This is a genomic window from Shewanella sp. WXL01 (assembly GCF_012263345.1).
In the GTDB taxonomy this organism is placed as follows: domain Bacteria; phylum Pseudomonadota; class Gammaproteobacteria; order Enterobacterales; family Shewanellaceae; genus Shewanella; species Shewanella maritima.
On sequence record NZ_JAAIKQ010000003.1, the window covers coordinates 194,645 to 212,712 of the forward strand.

An 18,068-nucleotide genomic window follows, 5' to 3' on the forward strand; every position below is an offset into this window, starting at 1 on the left:
AGGCGATAAATTCGAATTCACCCTGACAACTTTTGGTTATTAATATCTATCCATCAATCACGCCCAAAGTGTCAAAAAACTACAAAAATTGAGTCGAGTAAATTCAATAAGTTATGAGTTTACTCTGACCCAATTATGCTGTTTGGTTAGAAGTATTTTACCCAGCCGATGTTGGTGCGGCGCTTGAATGCCGCGAAGGTTTTTGTTGGCCAGTAAAGGACAAAGGTGAGGGCGAATGCACATAGCCAAACTTGCCAAACGCTGGCAAAGCCCAGGTAGTCTTGACCATAGTATTGCGTGTTGGTACCGAAGATGGCGACCGCTACCTTGTAGACGATTAATAAGGTGTATAAGTGGATGATGTAGAAGAACATGGGCGCTGAGCCAAAGGTGTTTAGCGCATCCAGTAACTTGTTATCTGCGTTTTCAAGCCAGGCTAACACCAATAACCCAACGCCGACGCCAAGTAATAAGAACGCCAGTGACGGTGGGTACTTGGTAAAGTTAAGCATGTCCATTACTGTTTGCGCCATTGTCCCTTGGCTTGCCCAAGGCAGCGTTTCACCATAAAGGTTAAATCCGCGTAGGATTGCTAATGTGCCTAAGCTTGCGAGGCCTAGCATTAGCAGCTGTTTACGTCTGGTTTCGCTGGCAACGCTTGGTGAGAATAATGGCCCTAGCGCCCAACCCACCATAATCACACCTATCCAAGGCAATACAGGATATGAAATACGGATCTTCAGCGCACCTTCGCTAATTAAATAGCCTCTGTCGTGCAAGATAGTCCAAAGGCTGTAACCCCATTCATTCGGAGCGAACTGAATTGGTGTGAGTAGGTTGTGACCAAATACGATTAGCAGACCAATCATGCCGACCCAAACTCGCGGCAATTTCGATAAAAAAGCGAGTGCAATCATGCTTAAACCAATCGCCCAAATGACTTGCAGGTAGAGGGTTTCGTAGTAACCAAACCAAGAAAAGTTGATCACGGTTGCTTCAAGTAAAATCAGAATAAGCCCGCGTTTTAATAAGAAATCTTGTGCGCTTCGAGGCTTGCCGTTGACAGGGTTGGCATACAGCCAGGCTGAAAGTCCGGTTAAGAATACGAAGATTGGCGCGCAAAAGTGTGCACTTAAGCGCGTAAAGAATAACTCAGGAGTTGTGGTATTAATATCCATTGGATCAGACACTTGCACATGTAAGAAGAAGCGCTCGCGCACATGGTCTACCAGCATTAGTACAATGACGATACCGCGTAAAATATCGATTGAGGCGATACGACGCTTAAGCTCTTGTTGAGTCATAAATCTGATTCTCGAAACTACAGGGTGGCTAAAAACGAATCCGCAATGATACGTAGTATCATCACTGCCAGCAAGCGTTATGCTTGAGTTAGGTCGCGCCTGATTAAAGCCATAGATGATGAACAGTGCTCTATGAGGGCTTAGCGAAGGCTAGCGTTTGATATTGTCAGTTAATTCTACATTCTGCGTTATGTTAGCCATGTTTGTTGGAAGGCGTCCTGCCTTTGTTAGCATCTACACTCGATATTAGCTTGCAGGTTTCGCACTTTTTACTTTGGATTTTAGGTTTTGCATGAAGGTTTTGAAATGAGGCATGAAATCTTTAAATAACTCATGTTTTCGCTCCGCCATCATCATTGGGCCTAGCAGTCGAAGTGCTAGCGTTAATCTCGGAGCTTGGTCTTTATCTATGCCGCTATGATCACCAATGACTTCGATAGTTTTAAATAGATCTTCTCTGTCTTCATACTCGAAACTGAGTGTTTTTATTGCCTGATTATCTTCACTAATTTGCTCGACAATTACGCGATATTGATTGTGCTTTGCCATATAAATACCTCGATGTTTGACTGTGATTGCTGAACGCAGGCTTCAGCTGGTGAAGCTGTGTTTTTTCAAATTTACCATTAGCTCGTCAGAATGCGTTCAATCCTTGGTTTTACGGTATTAGATACAACTAGCATGATGACAAGCCCTATTGGTAGCGCGACGATAAAGGCGTCAAACCAGGTCGTAAAAAAGGCACTATTGCTTAAACCTAGGTTGTTAGTGGTGGTAATAAATGCCAGCAATGCTTCCATGGTAACCGCCATTAACACGCCGACTATAAGGTTCTGCATTACCGCTTTAAGGTTTGGCGTTAGATATTTGATGAGCTTAGTGAACAAGGTCATAAACACAAACCCCGCTGGCATTGCCGTTGTTGCCGCAAACAAAAATGAGCTTAACCATTGGCTAAAAAACAGTTCACTAAAGCCTAGATTCATGTATGTCATTACGCCCGTTAATGTGCCAGCAATTGTGGACATTAAACCGGTCACCAGCAGCACTTTTAACCAAAGTGGCGTCGATGATTGCTGTGAGTTAGATAAGTTAGTGTCGTGCATCAGTTCTGACATCATTTATCCTTCTTTAATGTGGTTGATGTTGTCAACTATATTACTGTTGGTTGATGTTGTCAACTAGTTTGTGGTTTAATGTCGACAGAGTAAAAGGGGTTGGCAATACGCTGCTGCCAGATAGATAAACAAAATCGAGACAGAGTTGATGAGTAAACCAGCTTCGCTAGAGAACATTTTTAAGCTACTGCATGCCGTGAAAAAGCAAATGCATCAACATATTGAAGAGGCAGACCTTGGTATCACACCAATGCATGTAAGAGTGCTTAAGATCATTGGTGGTAAGCCTGCGTGCACAGCAATTGATGTAGCTAACTTTTTAGGAAGAGACAAAGCGCAAGTCACCCGTCTTCTGAACACGCTGATGCATCAAGAGTTAATCGCAAAACGTCCTAACCCCAATGATAAGCGCAGTCAGTGTTTATGCGTAACTGATGCAGGTGAGGACGTGCTTGCTACCGTTGCGGATATCGACCTAAAGGTGACGAGTAAAATGACTCAAGGGCTGAGTGATGAGCAGCAACTAGTTTTTGAGCAGACGGTATCTAAAATAGTGGATAACTTGGGGAAGTAGAGCGAACGTCGAGTTGTATAAATTCGCTCGCAGTATCTATTAGCTCTGAAACTTAACTTTATTTTGGAACATCATGAATTAACAAGGCCTGCACAAGCATCACACTTGTTGCAGGCCTTTTATTTTAAGCCTAGACGTTGAAGCGAGATTAACTCATCGCTTTAATTTCTTGCTCCACATCTTTAAGCACAGCTTGTGGCGATGCTAAGTATTTAGAGTGATCAATAAAAATGGCATTGTCATTGAAAACCATCACCAGTGCCGGAAAGCTCTGAGTACCTAACACCTGCTGGATTTCTGCAATATCTTCAAGTGTTTGTTCAGCGTCTAGACTAAGCTCATTTTTAAATACCTTGCCTGATGGTGATAGCTTAAATTGCTCGGTAATCGTATTGAAGTTGTGCTTGCTATCTAGCGGATTTCCCTCAACAAAGTGAGCGTGTTGCAGGGCATTTAGTACATCCAGTTGTTTTTGCGGCTGCTTGGCTTGCAACCAACGCATAAAGTTAGCGGCTTTTATTGAGTTCTTCGGGCTGTTTACGTGTTGCAAATGCAGCTTACCAAACTTCATCTGACTTGCCTTGATGACTGCATTAACCTGCTTTTCACCTGCGCAGTCTTTACCAATAAAGTGCGCTGTGTGCAGCAAATTAACCACCATTTTAGGGTATGCCGAATGTAACTCGTTAACGATTCGAGTCGCGGCGTAACTCCACGGGCAGTGGCTGTCGTAAACAAAATATAACTCAGTGCTCATTAGGAATGTTTCTTCAAAAAATAGGACTGGCGATCCTAGCGAGTTTCACGGTAATTCTCAAATAACATAGCGCAGCCTTTTACACCGCTCAGCGTTAAACATAGTGTAGCTTTTGCCAGTTAAAGCCTTAGCCACAGCAAGTTTACTCTGACCCAAATGTTAATAAATGAGAGGTTTGAATTTTTTACGTTCTAATTATTAGGCTAAAGAAATGATTGGTAACCTGGAAAATAGATTAGGTTTCAACAGTTTACTCTGACCCAATTTTAAGCTTCTAGCTCGGCGTCAGGGTCTGGGGCGCGCATCCTCTCCCACCATTGACTGTCGGCTACGATTTGACCTTGCTCGTCAACGGCTGGATATGGAATACGTTTACGGCGGCAGGCTTTGGCGTAAATAGGGTGGCCTTGTTCGAACAGCATGGTTTGGCAGTAGGCATCGTCAAGTTTGCGCTCGCCGTACATGCCTGCTAATTGGCGCTGGCGCTGAGCTTCATACATGATAAGCGCGCCAGCAACTGACACATTTAGTGATTGCACCATGCCAATCATAGGGATGATGATGTGTTGGTCTGCACCTGCAATGGCTTGTGAGCTGACGCCGTCGCGCTCATTACCAAGCAAGATAGCTGTTGGCTTGGTGTAGTCAATCTCACGAAAATCCACTGCGGTATCAGAGAAGGTTGTCGCAAGAATTTGCATATCTTGTGCTTTTAGCGCTTGCTTGGCGTCGCTAAAATCTGCGTGGCGCTTAGTCTTTACCCATTGCTGGCTGCCTGATGCGGTATTGCCCGATAACCACATTTCGTGATCTGGCCAAATCGCGTGAACCTGATGTATACCTACACTGTCTGCGGTGCGCACTACTGCAGCTACGTTATTCGCCTTGTGTACTTGGTCAAGGCAGACGGTTAAATCAACTTGACGATTATCAAGCATTTGATTGATGCGGGCGTAGCGTTCAGGACTCATGATTCTCTCTAAAGCGGATGTATAACAACAGGTATTAACTTAGGCGGTAAAGTCAGTACTGACTGTAGTTGCAGCTTTAGGCTCTGCTTCCAGCTATAGACAGTGCTTAAGACTGCGACTAAATTCGGCGGGCATTCTACGTTAAAACCGCATAAAACTCACCCATAAAAAATGCGGCTCGCATAGTTTTTGCACTAGTTTTTTGCACTAGTTATTGCACCATGTGAACCGCATTGTTGCTTTAGTTTGGGTGATTTGTTGTTTAAGTCATATCGACTGAGACACAAAGCCGCATCTAATTAACAAACTTTTGATTAACCCAAATCAGACTCTTTTTCGATAATGAGCTTTCTGTGCGGGAACGGGATCTCAATGTTGGCGTCATCTAGCGCCTTTTTGATTTGCTCAGGTACAGAGTAAAGAATGTCGAAGTAATGCTCTCCATGACAAAACGGACGAACCAGGAAGTCTACTGAGCTGTCGTTTAGCGTTTCGACTTCAACAAATGGCGCCGGGTCTTTTAGAATGTGCGGATGCGCAGCTAGCACGCTATCAATTACCTTGCGCACTTCTGCGGTATTTTCTTTGTATGCCACACCAAAATGCATATCGACACCACGAATATCATGGAACGAGTGGTTAACAATCTGAGCGCCCCAGATTTGGCTGTTAGGGATGATAATGTGTTGGTTATCGAAGGTTTTAAGTATGGTAGTGAATAAATCAATCTGTTGCACATTACCAAAACGGTCTGCAGCGCTAATGAAGTCGCCAACCTTGTATGGGCGGAACATTAGTAGCATTACGCCAGCAGCTAGGTTTGATAGTGTGCCTTGTAGCGCTAAACCTACCGCTAGACCTGCCGCACCGAGCAAGGCAACAATTGATGCGGTTTGCACGCCAAAGCGGTTTAGCACCGCAATGGCCACAAATGCCAGAATAATATACTTGGCAACACTGCCTAAAAAGCGAAATAAAGTATCATCAAGTCGTTCATACTTTTCGCCAATACGGAAAATGATGCTGCTGGCTTTATTTGCCAGGTATAAACCTACAACTAAAATGATTGCGGCGAGTAGCACATTGGTAGCGCCCTCAATCACCATAGGTAAGTACTGATTAATATCGATACTGTCTACATAGTCTTGCATGTGTTGCCTCCTGCAAAAAGCCAATCGCTAATAAATTGGTATTAGTTTTAGCAAGTTAACATTGCTATTAAGTTAAACTGCACACAGCTTAGCACATGTCAGCAATAGCTGAACAAAGCAGCTTACTTAACAGTTTGATTTTATGGTGCGTTAACATTTGGGTCAGAGTAAACTTGCGGGTATGAACAGTGTTATTTCTATTGGCTTTCCGGCGTTAATCCATCGCATTGGTCGGGAGCAAGCACAAACCCTCAAACTAATCGCAGTCAATTTTAGCTGTGAGTTAAAACGCGTGCGCCGCTCTCGAAACTGGCTGTTGCAAGGTGATGCACGTGAAGTGCAGGCAGTGCTTGAACACGTTCAAACTTTAGGTGACAGCTACAGTTATTTTACCACTCGACTTGCTAAGGCTATGGTGCCACATGCTGACAAGTTGGAGCCAATCGAGGTTAAGTTAGTTAGATTGATTAACGCATCGCCCAATTTAACTCTGGCTGAACTGATTGCCATGACACAATGCACAGAGGCCCAAGCTCGCACTGCACGTTTTAATGCAGATTTTGATTAGTTAGCTACCAAAAAATACTGATTTAACACTGTCGTTTTCAGAGCATCTTGCAGTTTTTTTTGAATCAAGACCTGTTTTGGGCTCCTTTTAGGCTTATCTGTCAGAGTTACCCTCAACTAGCCAGCGTTCATAGCTTGCCCTTTGAACAACATATGCGGTTTAACTCGTATCCCTTATCTAATTCTGTTTTCTTCAATGATTAGTGCTCGCTAAACATCTAAATGGATGCGATGCAGCGGAAACTGTAATTACATTGTATGTGTCGTGGTTTCAAACGGAGCTGGAGAATAAATAAGTTATTACTAATTTTGCTGGATTATTGGCCGTTTGAGTGGCAAGTTAAACCATAGCTTTAAGTTTTTACTCTATTTACAACATAAAAGCGGCCATGTACCTCTAGCTAGGTATGTGAAATCGTGCGTTTTGGTATTAACTTAAAAACAGTTGCTTGTATTTAGTCAGGTAAACAGCAATCAGTTTGATTAGCATTTCTGGCGGTGCAAGTTGGGGACAAGTGAAGGTTGAGGAGTACTTTACTGATGAGAACACAGTTAGAGGAAATAACAATAATATGGACTACCGCCTCCCTTTGCAGCAGATGCAGCATAATGTTGCCAATCACCCAGATCAAACCTGGCTACACCAGCCAGTAGATCGTCAATGGTATACCTACACCTGGAAGCAGGCTGACACTCAGGCGCGTAAAATTGCCCAGGGGTTATTGAGCCATGGCTTAGTTAAAGGTGACAAGGTTGCCATTATCGCTAAGAATTCTGCCGAGTGGTTTATTACCGACATGGCGATGATGATGGCTGGGTTAATTAGTGTGCCTATTTATCCAACCGCCAATGCCGACAACATTAAACACGTATTGAGCCATAGTGGTGCTAAGGCGATATTCGTTGGCAAGCTCGACAGTCAAGATGCGCTAGCGAGCGTGTTACCTGATGACATGCTAAGCATTGCTTTTCCATATCCGACCTTAAGTTGCAAAGCCAATTGGAATGACTGGTTGGCTCAATACGAGCCAATTTCAGAGCTACATGAAGCGCAAGCCGACGATATGTTTTCGCTTATTTATACCTCTGGCAGCACGGGTCTTGCCAAGGGTGTGATAGTGACTCATAAGAACGTAGCGTCATCGGCATGTAGCGCGGCTGAGTTGATGGCTGGGGAAGACAAAACACGCCTAATGTCTTACCTGCCATTGGCACATATTACCGAGCGCTGCGTGGTTGCTTTGCCATCGTTATATAAAGCCTGCGATATCTACTTTACCGAGTCGTTAGAGTACTTTATCGAAGATGTACGTTATGCCAAACCAACAAGTTTTATTTCGGTGCCGCGCTTATGGACTAAGTTCCAGTCACAAATTCTTGCAAAGGTGCCTAATAAAAAGCTGCAGTTTTTATTGAAGTTACCTGTGATGGGCAAGTTTGTAGCTAAGAAGATCCGTACTCAGCTTGGGCTTGATGAAGCTAAATTATTTGGCTCAGGCAGTGCACCGATTTCGCCGGATGTACTGCGCTGGTATCACGCTTTAGGCATTAGCATTGGCGAAGGTTGGGGGATGACAGAAACTTCAGGTTTGTCTTGTGCCAATATGCCGTTTGATTATGACCATATCGGCACAATTGGCACTGCGCAGCCATGTGTGGAAATGAAACTCTCTGATGAAGGCGAAGTGCTTATTCGTGGTGACGCTGTTTTCAAAGAGTATTACAACAACCCAGAAGCTACCGCAGCAGCGTTTGAAGATGGCTGGTTTAAAACCGGTGATAAAGGTGAGATAACCGCTGATGGTAGTTGGAAGATCATTGGCCGTGTAAAGGAGCAATTTAAAACCAGTAAGGGTAAGTATGTTGCGCCGGTGCCGATTGAATCTAGCCTTGGCCGTAACCCTGATATTGAGCAGGTTTGTGTGATGGGTGTGGGTCGTAGCCAGCCTATTGCGCTGGTGGTGTTAGGTGAGGGAGCGGAGGCGACGATAGAGCGTGAAGCGTTGTCACAGCAGCTTAATGATACGCTTGCGTCAGTGAATAATGAGCTTGAGCCTCATCAAAAGCTTGATCATTTAATCGTGGTTGATGAGCCATGGAGCATTGAGAATGGGCTATTAACGCCAACTCTTAAGCTTAAACGTGAACAGCTTGAAGCGAGATTTAGTCATTACTTAACAGCCAATTTAGATGAGCAGTTAGTGTGGGAGAAAGCGTCTTAAGCAAGTCGTGCTAGAGCTAGACAGGTCGCGCTTTAGATAGCAAAAATGCCGTGGATTTAGCTGTGAAATGCGCCGCGGCATTTTTTTGTTTTCAGCCCTAAACCACCTACTTCAGCAGGTGGTTATCATCGAGTAGGCTTTGCCTGTATTTCTGTTTACATGACATGTTAGGTTGAGCCTGCTATGTAATGATATTTAAAGCACGCAGCAAGCACATCCCCCCCTTTGTTTTACTAGAAGGCTCAACGAAAATATCCATGTTTTCAAAGGCTTTAAATATCATCACTTATAGATGCTATTGAGAATACAAAACCACTGAAGCCCCCCTTTTTAGGGGGGCAACACAAAGCCACCTTCTTTAGAAGGTGGTCAGGTTAACTAGCGGCGTTTTTGCGGTGGCTCAGGAAGCTCATCTTCACTCAGGGTGCCGTTGCCATCTAAGTCTAGCTGCTCAAAATCCTCTAATAGTCTGCCTTTAAGCTCATCTTGAGACAGCACGCCGTCGCCGTTGGTATCCATTTCTTCAAAGCTAGGTGGTTTTTGACCACGCTCTCTCGCTTCAATTGAGCTTATTGAAAGGCTAAATAGAGCTAGCAGCAGGCTGGTCATCACAAGTGTTCGTGTCATGGTTTATTCCTCTTGGGCCAGGGTATTCACAGGGGATGATGCTAAGTTACTGTGAAATTGTGCAGTGAGTATGGAGGCAATGAGCAGATAGCTAGTATTGGTGATAAAACCACGAGTTCGCGAGCTGCTTCAATTGACGTGTTTGTTAACTTCTTACTCTTGATATCTCCTTTTAAAAGCCCATTCGCTTCCAATTGAAAACAGCCATTTATAATCAAAGTTTGAATTTTAAGACGAGTGTCTGTAAACTCGATTTTAGTTTTAAGACGAGCGGTCATTAACTGGCTGCAAGTGAAGTTAATCAGCTATTGAATTAAGCGGTGTTATGGCAAGACCACGTAAAAACGATCATTTAAAAGATGAGCTACTTGCAGCAGGCATGGAGCAATTATTGGCTCATGGTTACCACGGTACTGGGATTAAGCAAATCCTTGATTTGGTTGGCGTGCCAAAAGGATCTTTCTATAACTTCTTCGCAAGTAAAGAAGAGTTTGTGGCGCAAATCGTTATCCATTATGGCGCATTAGCCGCACAAGAGTATCGGGAGCTATCTGCAAACCATAGCCAACAGAGTGAGCTAGTTAAGCTGACGTTGACCTTTTACGACAAGGTACAAAAGCGCGTAGTCGATAACAACAATTGCGGCTGCCTCGTTGCGGCCATGGCGTCTGAAATTGCGCAATCGAGTGGACTTTGCCGCCAGGCGCTAATGCAGGTTGAGCAGCAATGGTTAGAGTCGCTTGCTGAGCAATTTATGCGTGCACAACAGCAAGGCGATGTCCGGGATGATATTGATGCTGATGCGCTTGCAAGACAGTTTTTTAACAGTTGGCAGGGCAGTTTGCTTGAGTATCAAATTAGTCAGGAGTGGCATTTAATATTCGACAGATTAGCCGTGCTGCTCACTCTTATTACCACACCTAAAGGGCTTGAACAGCTTGAGTCTTTGTCTTGGTTTAACCACAAATCTAACTAGGTTTAGTTAAGTGAAGTTTAGTTAAGTTTGTTTAAGTAAAGGAATATCCCATGAGTCAGTCATTATCTGCCGAGCAACTACAGCTAGATGCAAATGAATCGCCAAAGCTATTGGCATCACCGCTAGCTATAACTAACAGCGCATTGGTTAAAAATCGTATTTTTAAATCTGCTATGAGTGAGCAGTTAGGTGATAAAAACTTCTTGCCTAAACCGCAACTTGCTCATCTTTATAAGGTGTGGGCGCAAGGTGGCACAGGTTTGTTGATTACTGGCAACGTGATGATTGACCGCAGTGCTTTAGGTGAGCCAAACAACGTGGTGCTAGATAAAGATTCCGAAATCGAGCCATTTAAAAAGTGGGCGCAAGCTGGAACTGAGAACAACACTCAACTTTGGATGCAGTTAAATCATCCAGGCAAGCAGTCGCCAAAGTACTTAAGTCCTGAGCCTGTTGCGCCGTCGGCGGTGCCTTTGGCTAAAGCTCTGCAATCTGGGTTCAACACGCCAAAAGCACTAAGTGATGAAGAGATTGTTGCCATTATCGAGCGTTTTGCGGTTGCGGCGGCGCGAGCGAAAGAAGCCGGCTTTACAGGCGTGCAGATCCACGGCGCTCATGGTTATCTGGTAAGTCAGTTTTTATCGCCACATCACAATCGCCGTGAAGATAAATGGGGCGGCAGTCTGGAAAATCGCATGCGCTTTGTGCGCGAAGTTTATAAAGCCATTCGCAGTAAAGTGGGTGAGTCATTCCCAATTGGCATTAAGCTAAACTCAGCTGATTTTCAAAAAGGCGGCTTTAGTGAAGATGACTCGATGCAGGTGATGAAAGCGCTGCAAGATGATGGCATCAATTTAATTGAAGTGTCCGGCGGAAATTACGAAAACCCAAGCATGATGGGCGCGCGGGTTAAAAGCTCAACGCTTGCTCGTGAAGCATACTTTCTAGATTATGCGGAAAAAGCCCGAAAGCTGTTAACTATTCCCTTGGTTGTCACAGGTGGCTTTCGCTCAGCACGGGCGATGGAAAGCGCGCTCACCACAGAGGCGACTGATATGGTGGGTATTGCAAGACCGCTGTCAGTTGACCCAGACTTATCTAATAAACTGATCGCTGATATCAATCATAAAATCAACCTGAAGCCACTTACAACTGGCGTTAAGGCGCTGGACTTTATGGCGATGCTCAACATTACTTGGTATGAGCAACAGCTAAGTCTAATCGGTCATGGCAAGGCGCCTAAACCAAACATGAGCGCCTGGATTTCGGTGCTGCGCACGTTCGCCAGTATGGGCACAACCGCATTTAAAAAGCGTCGTGCTTAAATAGATTTCCAATAGGTCACCAGCAAACACCTCAAATTGGGTCAGAGTAAAATTTACTCTGCCCCAGTTTTTAGACTCAAAATCTGTACTTTTAACGTCACATTAGAAACTGTTGATATACATCAATAGCTAGCCACTTATCGAGTGGTAGGGTGGAGTTAACATTCATCTAATTCTAAAGCTGAGCTAAGCAATGTCCGATGCGAGTTTGATTAAGCTATTAAAAGCTGTCATTTGTTGTGGCTTATGCTTGATTATGCTCGGAATTTATCTGCATAACTGGAATCATACCATTGAGGCGATGGGCGTTAAGGGGATTATCATCAGCGCCATGTGTGTGGCTATCGGTATGGCAATGTCGCTGCCAACTAAAATGTATCTGACATTTATTCTAGTAAAGCGTGAAGCGGAAAATAACCTACAAGATAAATGACTCTTTCTGCTTACATTGCCCACAATACCTATTGGAATGTAGTCAAACTATATTTTGAACATGCAATAATTCAATAGTTTAGCTGTTTACTCTGACCCAATTTTATTTATTTGCTGGTTAACTGGCTATCGCGACTGTTATTAGTGTTTGGTTAGCTTGTGATTTGTAAGAAAGCCACATTTTTCTCTGTATATAACTCAATGGCTTCAATGGCTTACAGGCTTACTCTGACCCAATTTGTTGGTTTTAGTGGTGGTTTGGGTAGCTGTTGGGGGATTCTTTTGTAATTAACCCAAGACTAATGGCTGAAAAACACCGATAATTCACCCTAATTTGATTCTATCGGCTGCTTGGTTCGTGAGTGGTTGTGTCTATTTGGGTGTAAGTAATGGAAATTAAAGTAAACTTTCTTGATAACTTAAGGCTTGAGGCTAAGTTTGACGATTTTACGGTAACGGCTGATCAGCCTATTCGCTATAAGGGTGACGGCTCTGCGCCAAGTCCGTTTGATTATTTCCTTGCTTCATCGGCATTGTGCGCAGCTTATTTTATTAAGGTGTATTGTAAGGCGCGGGATATCTCGACCGATAACATTCGCCTGTCGCAGAACAACATTGTTGACCCTGAAGACCGCTACAACCAGATCTTTCAAATCCAAGTAGAACTACCAGAAGATATTTCTGAAAAAGACCGTCAAGGCATTTTGCGCTCGGTTGAGCGTTGCACCGTTAAAAAGGTGGTGCAAACAGGCCCTGAGTTTAAGATTGAAACGGTTGAAAGCCTGGATGCTGATGCCAATGCCATGTTGATGGGACAAGCTGATGGCGACAGCAGCACTTATATTCTCGGTAAGGACCTACCGCTTGAGAAAACCATCGAGAACATGACGGGCATGCTTGCCGATTTGGGCATGAAGATTGAAGTATCTTCATGGCGCAATATTGTGCCAAACGTTTGGTCGCTGCATATTCGCGATTCAGCGTCGCCGCTGTGTTTTACCAATGGTAAAGGTGCGAGTAAAGAGAGTGCGCTGTGCTCTGCTCTGGGTGAGTTTATTGAGCGTTTAAACAACAACTTCTTCTATAACGATTGGTATTTGGGAACTGAAATTGCCAATAGTGAGTTTGTACACTATCCAAACGAGAAGTGGTTTGAGCTTGAGCAAGATGATTCACTGCCTCAAGGTCTGCTAGATGAATACACGTTAGAAATTTATAACCCTGATGATGAGCTTTGTGGCTCGCACTTAATTGACACCAACTCGGGCAATGTTGAGCGCGGTATTTGTGCCATTCCTTATACTCGCCACAGTGATGGCGAGACGGTTTACTTCCCGCAAAACTTGATTGAAAACCTGTTTCTCAGCAATGGCATGAGTGCTGGTAATAATATTAAAGAAGCGCAAGTGCAGTGCTTGTCAGAGATTTTCGAGCGTGCGGTTAAGCGCCAAATCATTGAGCAAGAAATTGTGTTGCCAGATGTGCCTGCTGAGGTGCTAGCCAAGTATCCCGCTATTGTTGCAGGTATTGAAGGGCTTGAAGCGCAGGGATTCCCGATTGTGGTTAAAGACGCCTCTCTTGGCGGGCAGTTCCCTGTGATGTGTGTGACCTTGATGAACCCGAAAACAGGCGGAGTATTCGCTTCATTTGGTGCTCACCCAAGCTTTGAAGTTGCGCTTGAGCGCAGCTTAACCGAGCTGCTGCAAGGTCGCAGCTTTGAGGGCTTAAATGATGTGCCTAAGCCAACATTTAATAGTCTGGAAGTGAGCGAGCCTGAAAACTTTGTTGAGCACTTTATTGATTCAACTGGCACCATTTCGTGGCGCTTCTTTAGCGCTAAGCATGACTATGAATTTGTTGAATGGGATTTCTCTGGCACCACTGATGAAGAAGCTGAGCGCTTATTTGCGATTATGGCTGATATTGGCAAAGAGGTTTACAGCGCTGAATTTACGCAGTTAGGTGCCAGTGCGGTGCGTATGCTAGTGCCTGATTACTCGGAAGTTTATGGCGTGGATGATCTTATTTGGGATAACACCAATAAGGCGTTGAATTATCGTGAAGATATTTTGAATCTGCACCGTTTGTCAGATGATGAACTTGCTGAATTGGTAGAGCGTTTAGAAGACTCACAGCTTGATAACTACACAGATATTAAAACTCTAATCGGCATCGTATTTGATGAAAATACCGTTTGGGGGCAGCTGACCATCATTGAACTTAAAATCTTGATCTACCTAGCGTTGGGTGCATTAGAAGAAGCGCAAGAGTTAGTTGGTGACTTCTTGCAGTTTAACGACAACACGGTTGAGCGTGGTCTATTTTATCAAGCGATGAATGTGGTGCTTGAGGTTGCCATTGACGATGAGTTGGAGATTGAAGATTACCTTACTAGCTTTACCCGCATGTTTGGTGAGCAAGTAATTGACGCTGTTATTGGCTCGGTTAACGGTGATGTACGTTTCCATGGGTTAACTGAAACCAGCATGGAGCTAGAAGGTATTGAGCCGCACTTACGCTTAATCGAAAGCTACAAGAAGCTACACCAGGCTCGTAAGGGCTAAGGGACATTTCTAAAGCTTCAAGTTAAGGGCTAACGATATGTGTTAACTCACTTTGAACAACTAAAAACGGACGCGATTAGCGTCCGTTTCTGTTTGAATAATAGGTTAGCCCTATATTTAGCTTTCACACATTAGACAAACATAACCCTTGTATTAATAGGTTAGCCCTATATTTAGCTTTCGCACATTAGACAAACATAACCCCAGTATTAATAGATGTTTGAGCGATATTTGAGCGAATCAAAACGAGAGTTTGAAATAGCCTTTATTTGTCTGTAACAATTTGTTAACTTCTTTTCTGCGCTTGATAACAATAACAATAAAGGTGTCGCATGATTAAGAAGACCTTAAAGTGGTTTGGACTAGGTACTGTTGGATTAACGGCTGTTGCAGCAAGTTTTGCTGCCCACGAGTGGTATGCCGAAAAGCCAGTATTTTTTAGGGCCTTCTTAGATCGCGAACTGGTTAAAATGGCTATTGAAAGTCCTGAAACCCTCACCTCATTGGGCGTACTGGAGTCTGTTGGTATTAACGGTCACAACGCTCATCTTGATGATGTTGACCCGCAAAAAGATGAAGAGCTGTTCGTAAAAGCCGCTAAGTTCAAGCGAACCTTGGTGCAATATGACGATAGTAGCCTAAACACCAATGAGCAATTCTCCAAGCAAATCGCCTTATATCTGCTTGATACTCTCGCAGCTTATGAGCCATATAAACACCATAATTACCCAGCTAATCAAATGTTTGGCGTGCAAAGCGGCTTCCCGAGTTTTATGCAGGCGCAACATGCGATTACCTCAGTGACCGACGCGAATAACTATCTGTCGCGTCTAGCTGAAGTTGAGCGCAAATTTGGTCAATATGTTCATGGCCTACAAATTAGAGAAAACAAAGGCATTATTCCGCCAAGGTTTGTTATCGACCGGGTACTAGATGAAATGATTGCCTTTGTTGACACCCCAGCGGATGAAAATATTCTTTATACCTCGTTTAAAGAAAAGCTCGACAAACTAAGCGAGATTGACCGCACTGAGTATCAAACGCTACTGGCAAAGGCGCAAATTGCGATTAATGAGTCGGTATATCCAGCCTATGACTTATTTATTACTTATTTCAGTGGTCTAAGAAATAAAGCAGGCGATGATCACGGCTACTGGCATTTACCCGATGGTGACAAGGCCTATGATGTGGCACTGCGATTCTTCACCACTACCGACTACAGCGCTGAACAAATTCACCAATTGGGTTTGCAGGAAGTGGCGCGTATTCATCAAGAAATGCTCAGTTTATTTGAGCAAGAAGGTGTCGATACCAATAACGGTTATTTGGCTGCAATGAACGAATATTCTGCGCGCCCTGAGTTTTATTACAGCGACAGCGACGAAGGACGTGAGCAAATCCTTAAGGATTATCAAAAAATCCTAGATGAAATTGACCAGGGCTTAGCCGCAAGCTTTAACATTCGCCCCAAGGCTGGAATGGAAGTGGTTCGCATACCTGAGTTTAAAGAGAAAACCTCACCTGGTGCATATTATCAAGGCCCGTCAATGGATGGCTCTCGCCCTGGGCGCTTTTTCGCTAACCTTTACGATATAAAGGCTACGCCAAAATACAGTATGCGCACATTGGCTTACCATGAGGGCATACCTGGCCATCATTTTCAGGTCGCTATTGCGATGGAGCTGGAAGGCATGCCGTTTTTACGCCGCTTTGCGCCATTTACGGCTTATACCGAAGGTTGGGCCTTGTATGCTGAGCGTCTTGCTTATGAGCAAGGGTTTGTCAAAACACCAGCGGATAATATAGGTCGCTTAGCTGATGAGCTTTTACGTGCAGTGCGCTTGGTGGTGGACACTGGTATACATGCTAAGCGTTGGACTCGTGAACAAGCCATTGACTATATGGCGAGTAACACAGGGCGGGTGCATAGTGACGTAGTTTCTGAAATTGAGCGTTATATTGTAATGCCGGGGCAGGCGACCTCATATAAAGTTGGCATGATCAAAATTTTGGAGTTACGAGAAAAAGCTAAGCAGGCTTTAGGTGACAAGTTTGATATTCGCGATTTTCATGACGCGGTGCTAAAAAATGGTCCTATGCCATTGGATATTCTAGAGCAGGTGATTGATGGCTATATTGATGATGCGCGCAATTATCGCCTAGCTTCTCAAGCAGAGACTGTCACTCTCTAAATTTTTTACTGCGTACACTACAAGCGCCCTATGCCAGTGAGCTAGGGCGTTTTCGTATGCGCTTTACTCAAAACCTAATTCATAGAGCAAATCCTGAGTGGAAATGCGAGATCTGCGAGTTTGATCATCCTACATGGATATTTAAAATATTGAATATATGAAAAAACAGATATAACATTGTTCGTATGTAAGTTAGTTCTATGATGAGAGAGTGAACGATGGGAATTTTTGAGCGCTATTTGTCTTTATGGGTTGGGCTAAGTATTGCCCTTGGCGTCGCACTTGGCTTGTGGCAACCGCAGGTATTTGAGGTTATTGCTACGCTTGAGGTTGCCAGTGTTAATCTGGTGGTTGCTGTTTTCATATGGGTGATGATTTACCCAATGATGGTGCAGATAGATTTTGCCGCAGTGAAAGATGTGCGCAAAAATCCACAAGGTTTAATCCTTACCTTAGTGATTAATTGGTTAATCAAACCTTTCACCATGGCAGCGTTAGGCTGGTTATTCTTCAAGGTGCTGTTTATTGACTTTGTCGACCCAGAGTCTGCACAAGAGTATATAGCAGGTATGATTCTGCTTGGGGTGGCACCTTGTACTGCTATGGTATTTGTGTGGTCCCAGCTCACTAAGGGCGACCCTAACTATACCTTGGTACAAGTGTCGGTGAACGACGTGATTATGGTTTTTGCATTTGCGCCAATCACAGCTTTGCTGCTGGGGGTGAGTGATATTCAAGTACCTTGGGAGACGCTGCTAGTTTCAGTTGTTTTGTACGTGCTTTTGCCACTCATTGCTGGCGTGATTACCCGCAAAAAGCTTAATGCTAAAGGCTCGCAAGGGCTGGGTGTGCTGCTGTCGACATTAAAGCCTTGGTCTATGGTAGGTTTACTTGCCACTGTGGTGCTGCTATTTGGTTTTCAAGCCAATACCATTGTGAGTCAGCCACAAACCATAGCGTTAATTGCAGTGCCGCTAGTGCTACAAACTTATGGTATTTTTATCATCGCTTATCTGGCTGCAAAGTGGATGAAGCTGCCTCACAATATTGCTGCGCCAGCTAGCTTGATTGGCACATCTAACTTCTTTGAGCTTGCTGTTGCGGTTGCCATTTCGTTATTTGGTCTACACTCAGGTGCAGCACTCGCAACGGTAGTCGGTGTATTAGTTGAGGTGCCGGTGATGTTATCACTTGTGGCAATAGTGAATCGCAGCAAAAATTGGTTTAATCAGGCATAGCATTTATCAAAAGGGGTTAGCATTTGGTTAGCCCTCTAAATGGATTTAGG

General features: G+C 44.1%; 16 protein-coding genes. 9 read left to right on the top strand and 7 right to left on the bottom strand.

What is annotated here, in order from left to right; genetic code table 11:
- Nucleotides 1–146: 146 nt before the first annotated feature.
- The 3 genes from G3R49_RS09670 to G3R49_RS09680 all read right to left on the bottom strand — a co-directional run bounded on the left by G3R49_RS09670 (nt 147) and on the right by G3R49_RS09680 (nt 2,425).
- The gene (locus G3R49_RS09670) at nt 147–1,304 is read right to left on the bottom strand and encodes a DUF1624 domain-containing protein (RefSeq protein WP_130601293.1); all 1,158 of its coding nucleotides are present in this window, start codon (nt 1,302–1,304) and stop codon (nt 147–149) included.
- Between the two features lie 246 nt (nt 1,305–1,550).
- The gene (locus G3R49_RS09675; RefSeq protein ID WP_167869521.1) at nt 1,551–1,853 is read right to left on the bottom strand and encodes a DUF3861 domain-containing protein; all 303 of its coding nucleotides are present in this window, start codon (nt 1,851–1,853) and stop codon (nt 1,551–1,553) included.
- A 77-nt stretch (nt 1,854–1,930) separates the two neighbouring features.
- Complete coding sequence (locus tag G3R49_RS09680) at nt 1,931–2,425, bottom strand: DUF2798 domain-containing protein (protein ID WP_167869522.1); 495 nt, start codon at nt 2,423–2,425, stop codon at nt 1,931–1,933.
- Nucleotides 2,426–2,570: 145 nt separating this feature from the next.
- Between G3R49_RS09680 and G3R49_RS09685 the strand changes: the two genes are divergently transcribed.
- The gene (locus G3R49_RS09685) at nt 2,571–2,996 is read left to right on the top strand and encodes a MarR family winged helix-turn-helix transcriptional regulator (protein WP_167869523.1); all 426 of its coding nucleotides are present in this window, start codon (nt 2,571–2,573) and stop codon (nt 2,994–2,996) included.
- Between the two features lie 148 nt (nt 2,997–3,144).
- Here the strand turns inward: G3R49_RS09685 and G3R49_RS09690 are convergent, their stop codons facing one another.
- The 3 genes from G3R49_RS09690 to G3R49_RS09700 all read right to left on the bottom strand — a co-directional run bounded on the left by G3R49_RS09690 (nt 3,145) and on the right by G3R49_RS09700 (nt 5,875).
- Nucleotides 3,145–3,753, bottom strand: coding sequence for a DsbA family protein (locus tag G3R49_RS09690; RefSeq protein WP_130601299.1), 609 nt, complete (start codon nt 3,751–3,753; stop codon nt 3,145–3,147).
- Nucleotides 3,754–4,019: 266 nt separating this feature from the next.
- Nucleotides 4,020–4,724 (bottom strand): tRNA (guanosine(18)-2'-O)-methyltransferase TrmH, encoded by a 705-nt coding sequence (trmH, locus tag G3R49_RS09695; RefSeq protein ID WP_167869524.1) that lies wholly within the window; start codon nt 4,722–4,724, stop codon nt 4,020–4,022.
- Nucleotides 4,725–5,038: 314 nt separating this feature from the next.
- Entirely contained in the window at nt 5,039–5,875 is an 837-nt protein-coding gene (locus tag G3R49_RS09700) for a mechanosensitive ion channel family protein (RefSeq protein WP_130601301.1), read from the bottom strand.
- Between the two features lie 157 nt (nt 5,876–6,032).
- Here G3R49_RS09700 and G3R49_RS09705 point away from each other — a divergent pair, with 157 nt between their 5' ends.
- Both G3R49_RS09705 and G3R49_RS09710 read left to right on the top strand, forming a co-directional pair.
- Entirely contained in the window at nt 6,033–6,443 is a 411-nt protein-coding gene (locus tag G3R49_RS09705; protein WP_348633921.1) for a ribosome recycling factor family protein, read from the top strand.
- Nucleotides 6,444–6,921: 478 nt separating this feature from the next.
- Nucleotides 6,922–8,664, top strand: a complete 1,743-nt coding sequence (locus G3R49_RS09710; protein WP_245335324.1) for an AMP-binding protein — start codon at nt 6,922–6,924, stop codon at nt 8,662–8,664.
- Between the two features lie 378 nt (nt 8,665–9,042).
- Here the strand turns inward: G3R49_RS09710 and G3R49_RS20090 are convergent, their stop codons facing one another.
- A complete protein-coding gene (locus G3R49_RS20090) occupies nt 9,043–9,291 on the bottom strand; it encodes an EF-hand domain-containing protein (protein WP_167869525.1) in 249 nt (82 codons plus the stop codon).
- Nucleotides 9,292–9,616: 325 nt separating this feature from the next.
- Between G3R49_RS20090 and G3R49_RS09720 the strand changes: the two genes are divergently transcribed.
- From G3R49_RS09720 to arsB, 6 genes are all read left to right on the top strand, one after another.
- The gene (locus tag G3R49_RS09720) at nt 9,617–10,267 is read left to right on the top strand and encodes a TetR/AcrR family transcriptional regulator (RefSeq protein ID WP_167869526.1); all 651 of its coding nucleotides are present in this window, start codon (nt 9,617–9,619) and stop codon (nt 10,265–10,267) included.
- Nucleotides 10,268–10,317: 50 nt separating this feature from the next.
- The gene (locus tag G3R49_RS09725) at nt 10,318–11,592 is read left to right on the top strand and encodes an NADH:flavin oxidoreductase/NADH oxidase family protein (protein WP_167869527.1); all 1,275 of its coding nucleotides are present in this window, start codon (nt 10,318–10,320) and stop codon (nt 11,590–11,592) included.
- A 193-nt stretch (nt 11,593–11,785) separates the two neighbouring features.
- Nucleotides 11,786–12,025 carry a hypothetical protein gene (locus G3R49_RS09730; RefSeq protein ID WP_167869528.1) on the top strand — a complete coding sequence of 80 codons (240 nt, stop codon included), beginning with the start codon at nt 11,786–11,788 and terminating at the stop codon, nt 12,023–12,025.
- Between the two features lie 388 nt (nt 12,026–12,413).
- Nucleotides 12,414–14,588, top strand: a complete 2,175-nt coding sequence (locus G3R49_RS09735) for an OsmC domain/YcaO domain-containing protein (protein WP_167869529.1) — start codon at nt 12,414–12,416, stop codon at nt 14,586–14,588.
- Nucleotides 14,589–14,920: 332 nt separating this feature from the next.
- Nucleotides 14,921–16,780: a DUF885 family protein gene (locus tag G3R49_RS09740; RefSeq protein WP_210147178.1), complete on the top strand. Its 1,860-nt coding sequence runs from the start codon at nt 14,921–14,923 to the stop codon at nt 16,778–16,780.
- Between the two features lie 218 nt (nt 16,781–16,998).
- Nucleotides 16,999–18,018 carry an ACR3 family arsenite efflux transporter gene (gene arsB / locus G3R49_RS09745; protein WP_167869530.1) on the top strand — a complete coding sequence of 340 codons (1,020 nt, stop codon included), beginning with the start codon at nt 16,999–17,001 and terminating at the stop codon, nt 18,016–18,018.
- The last annotated feature ends 50 nt before the right edge of the window (nt 18,019–18,068 follow it).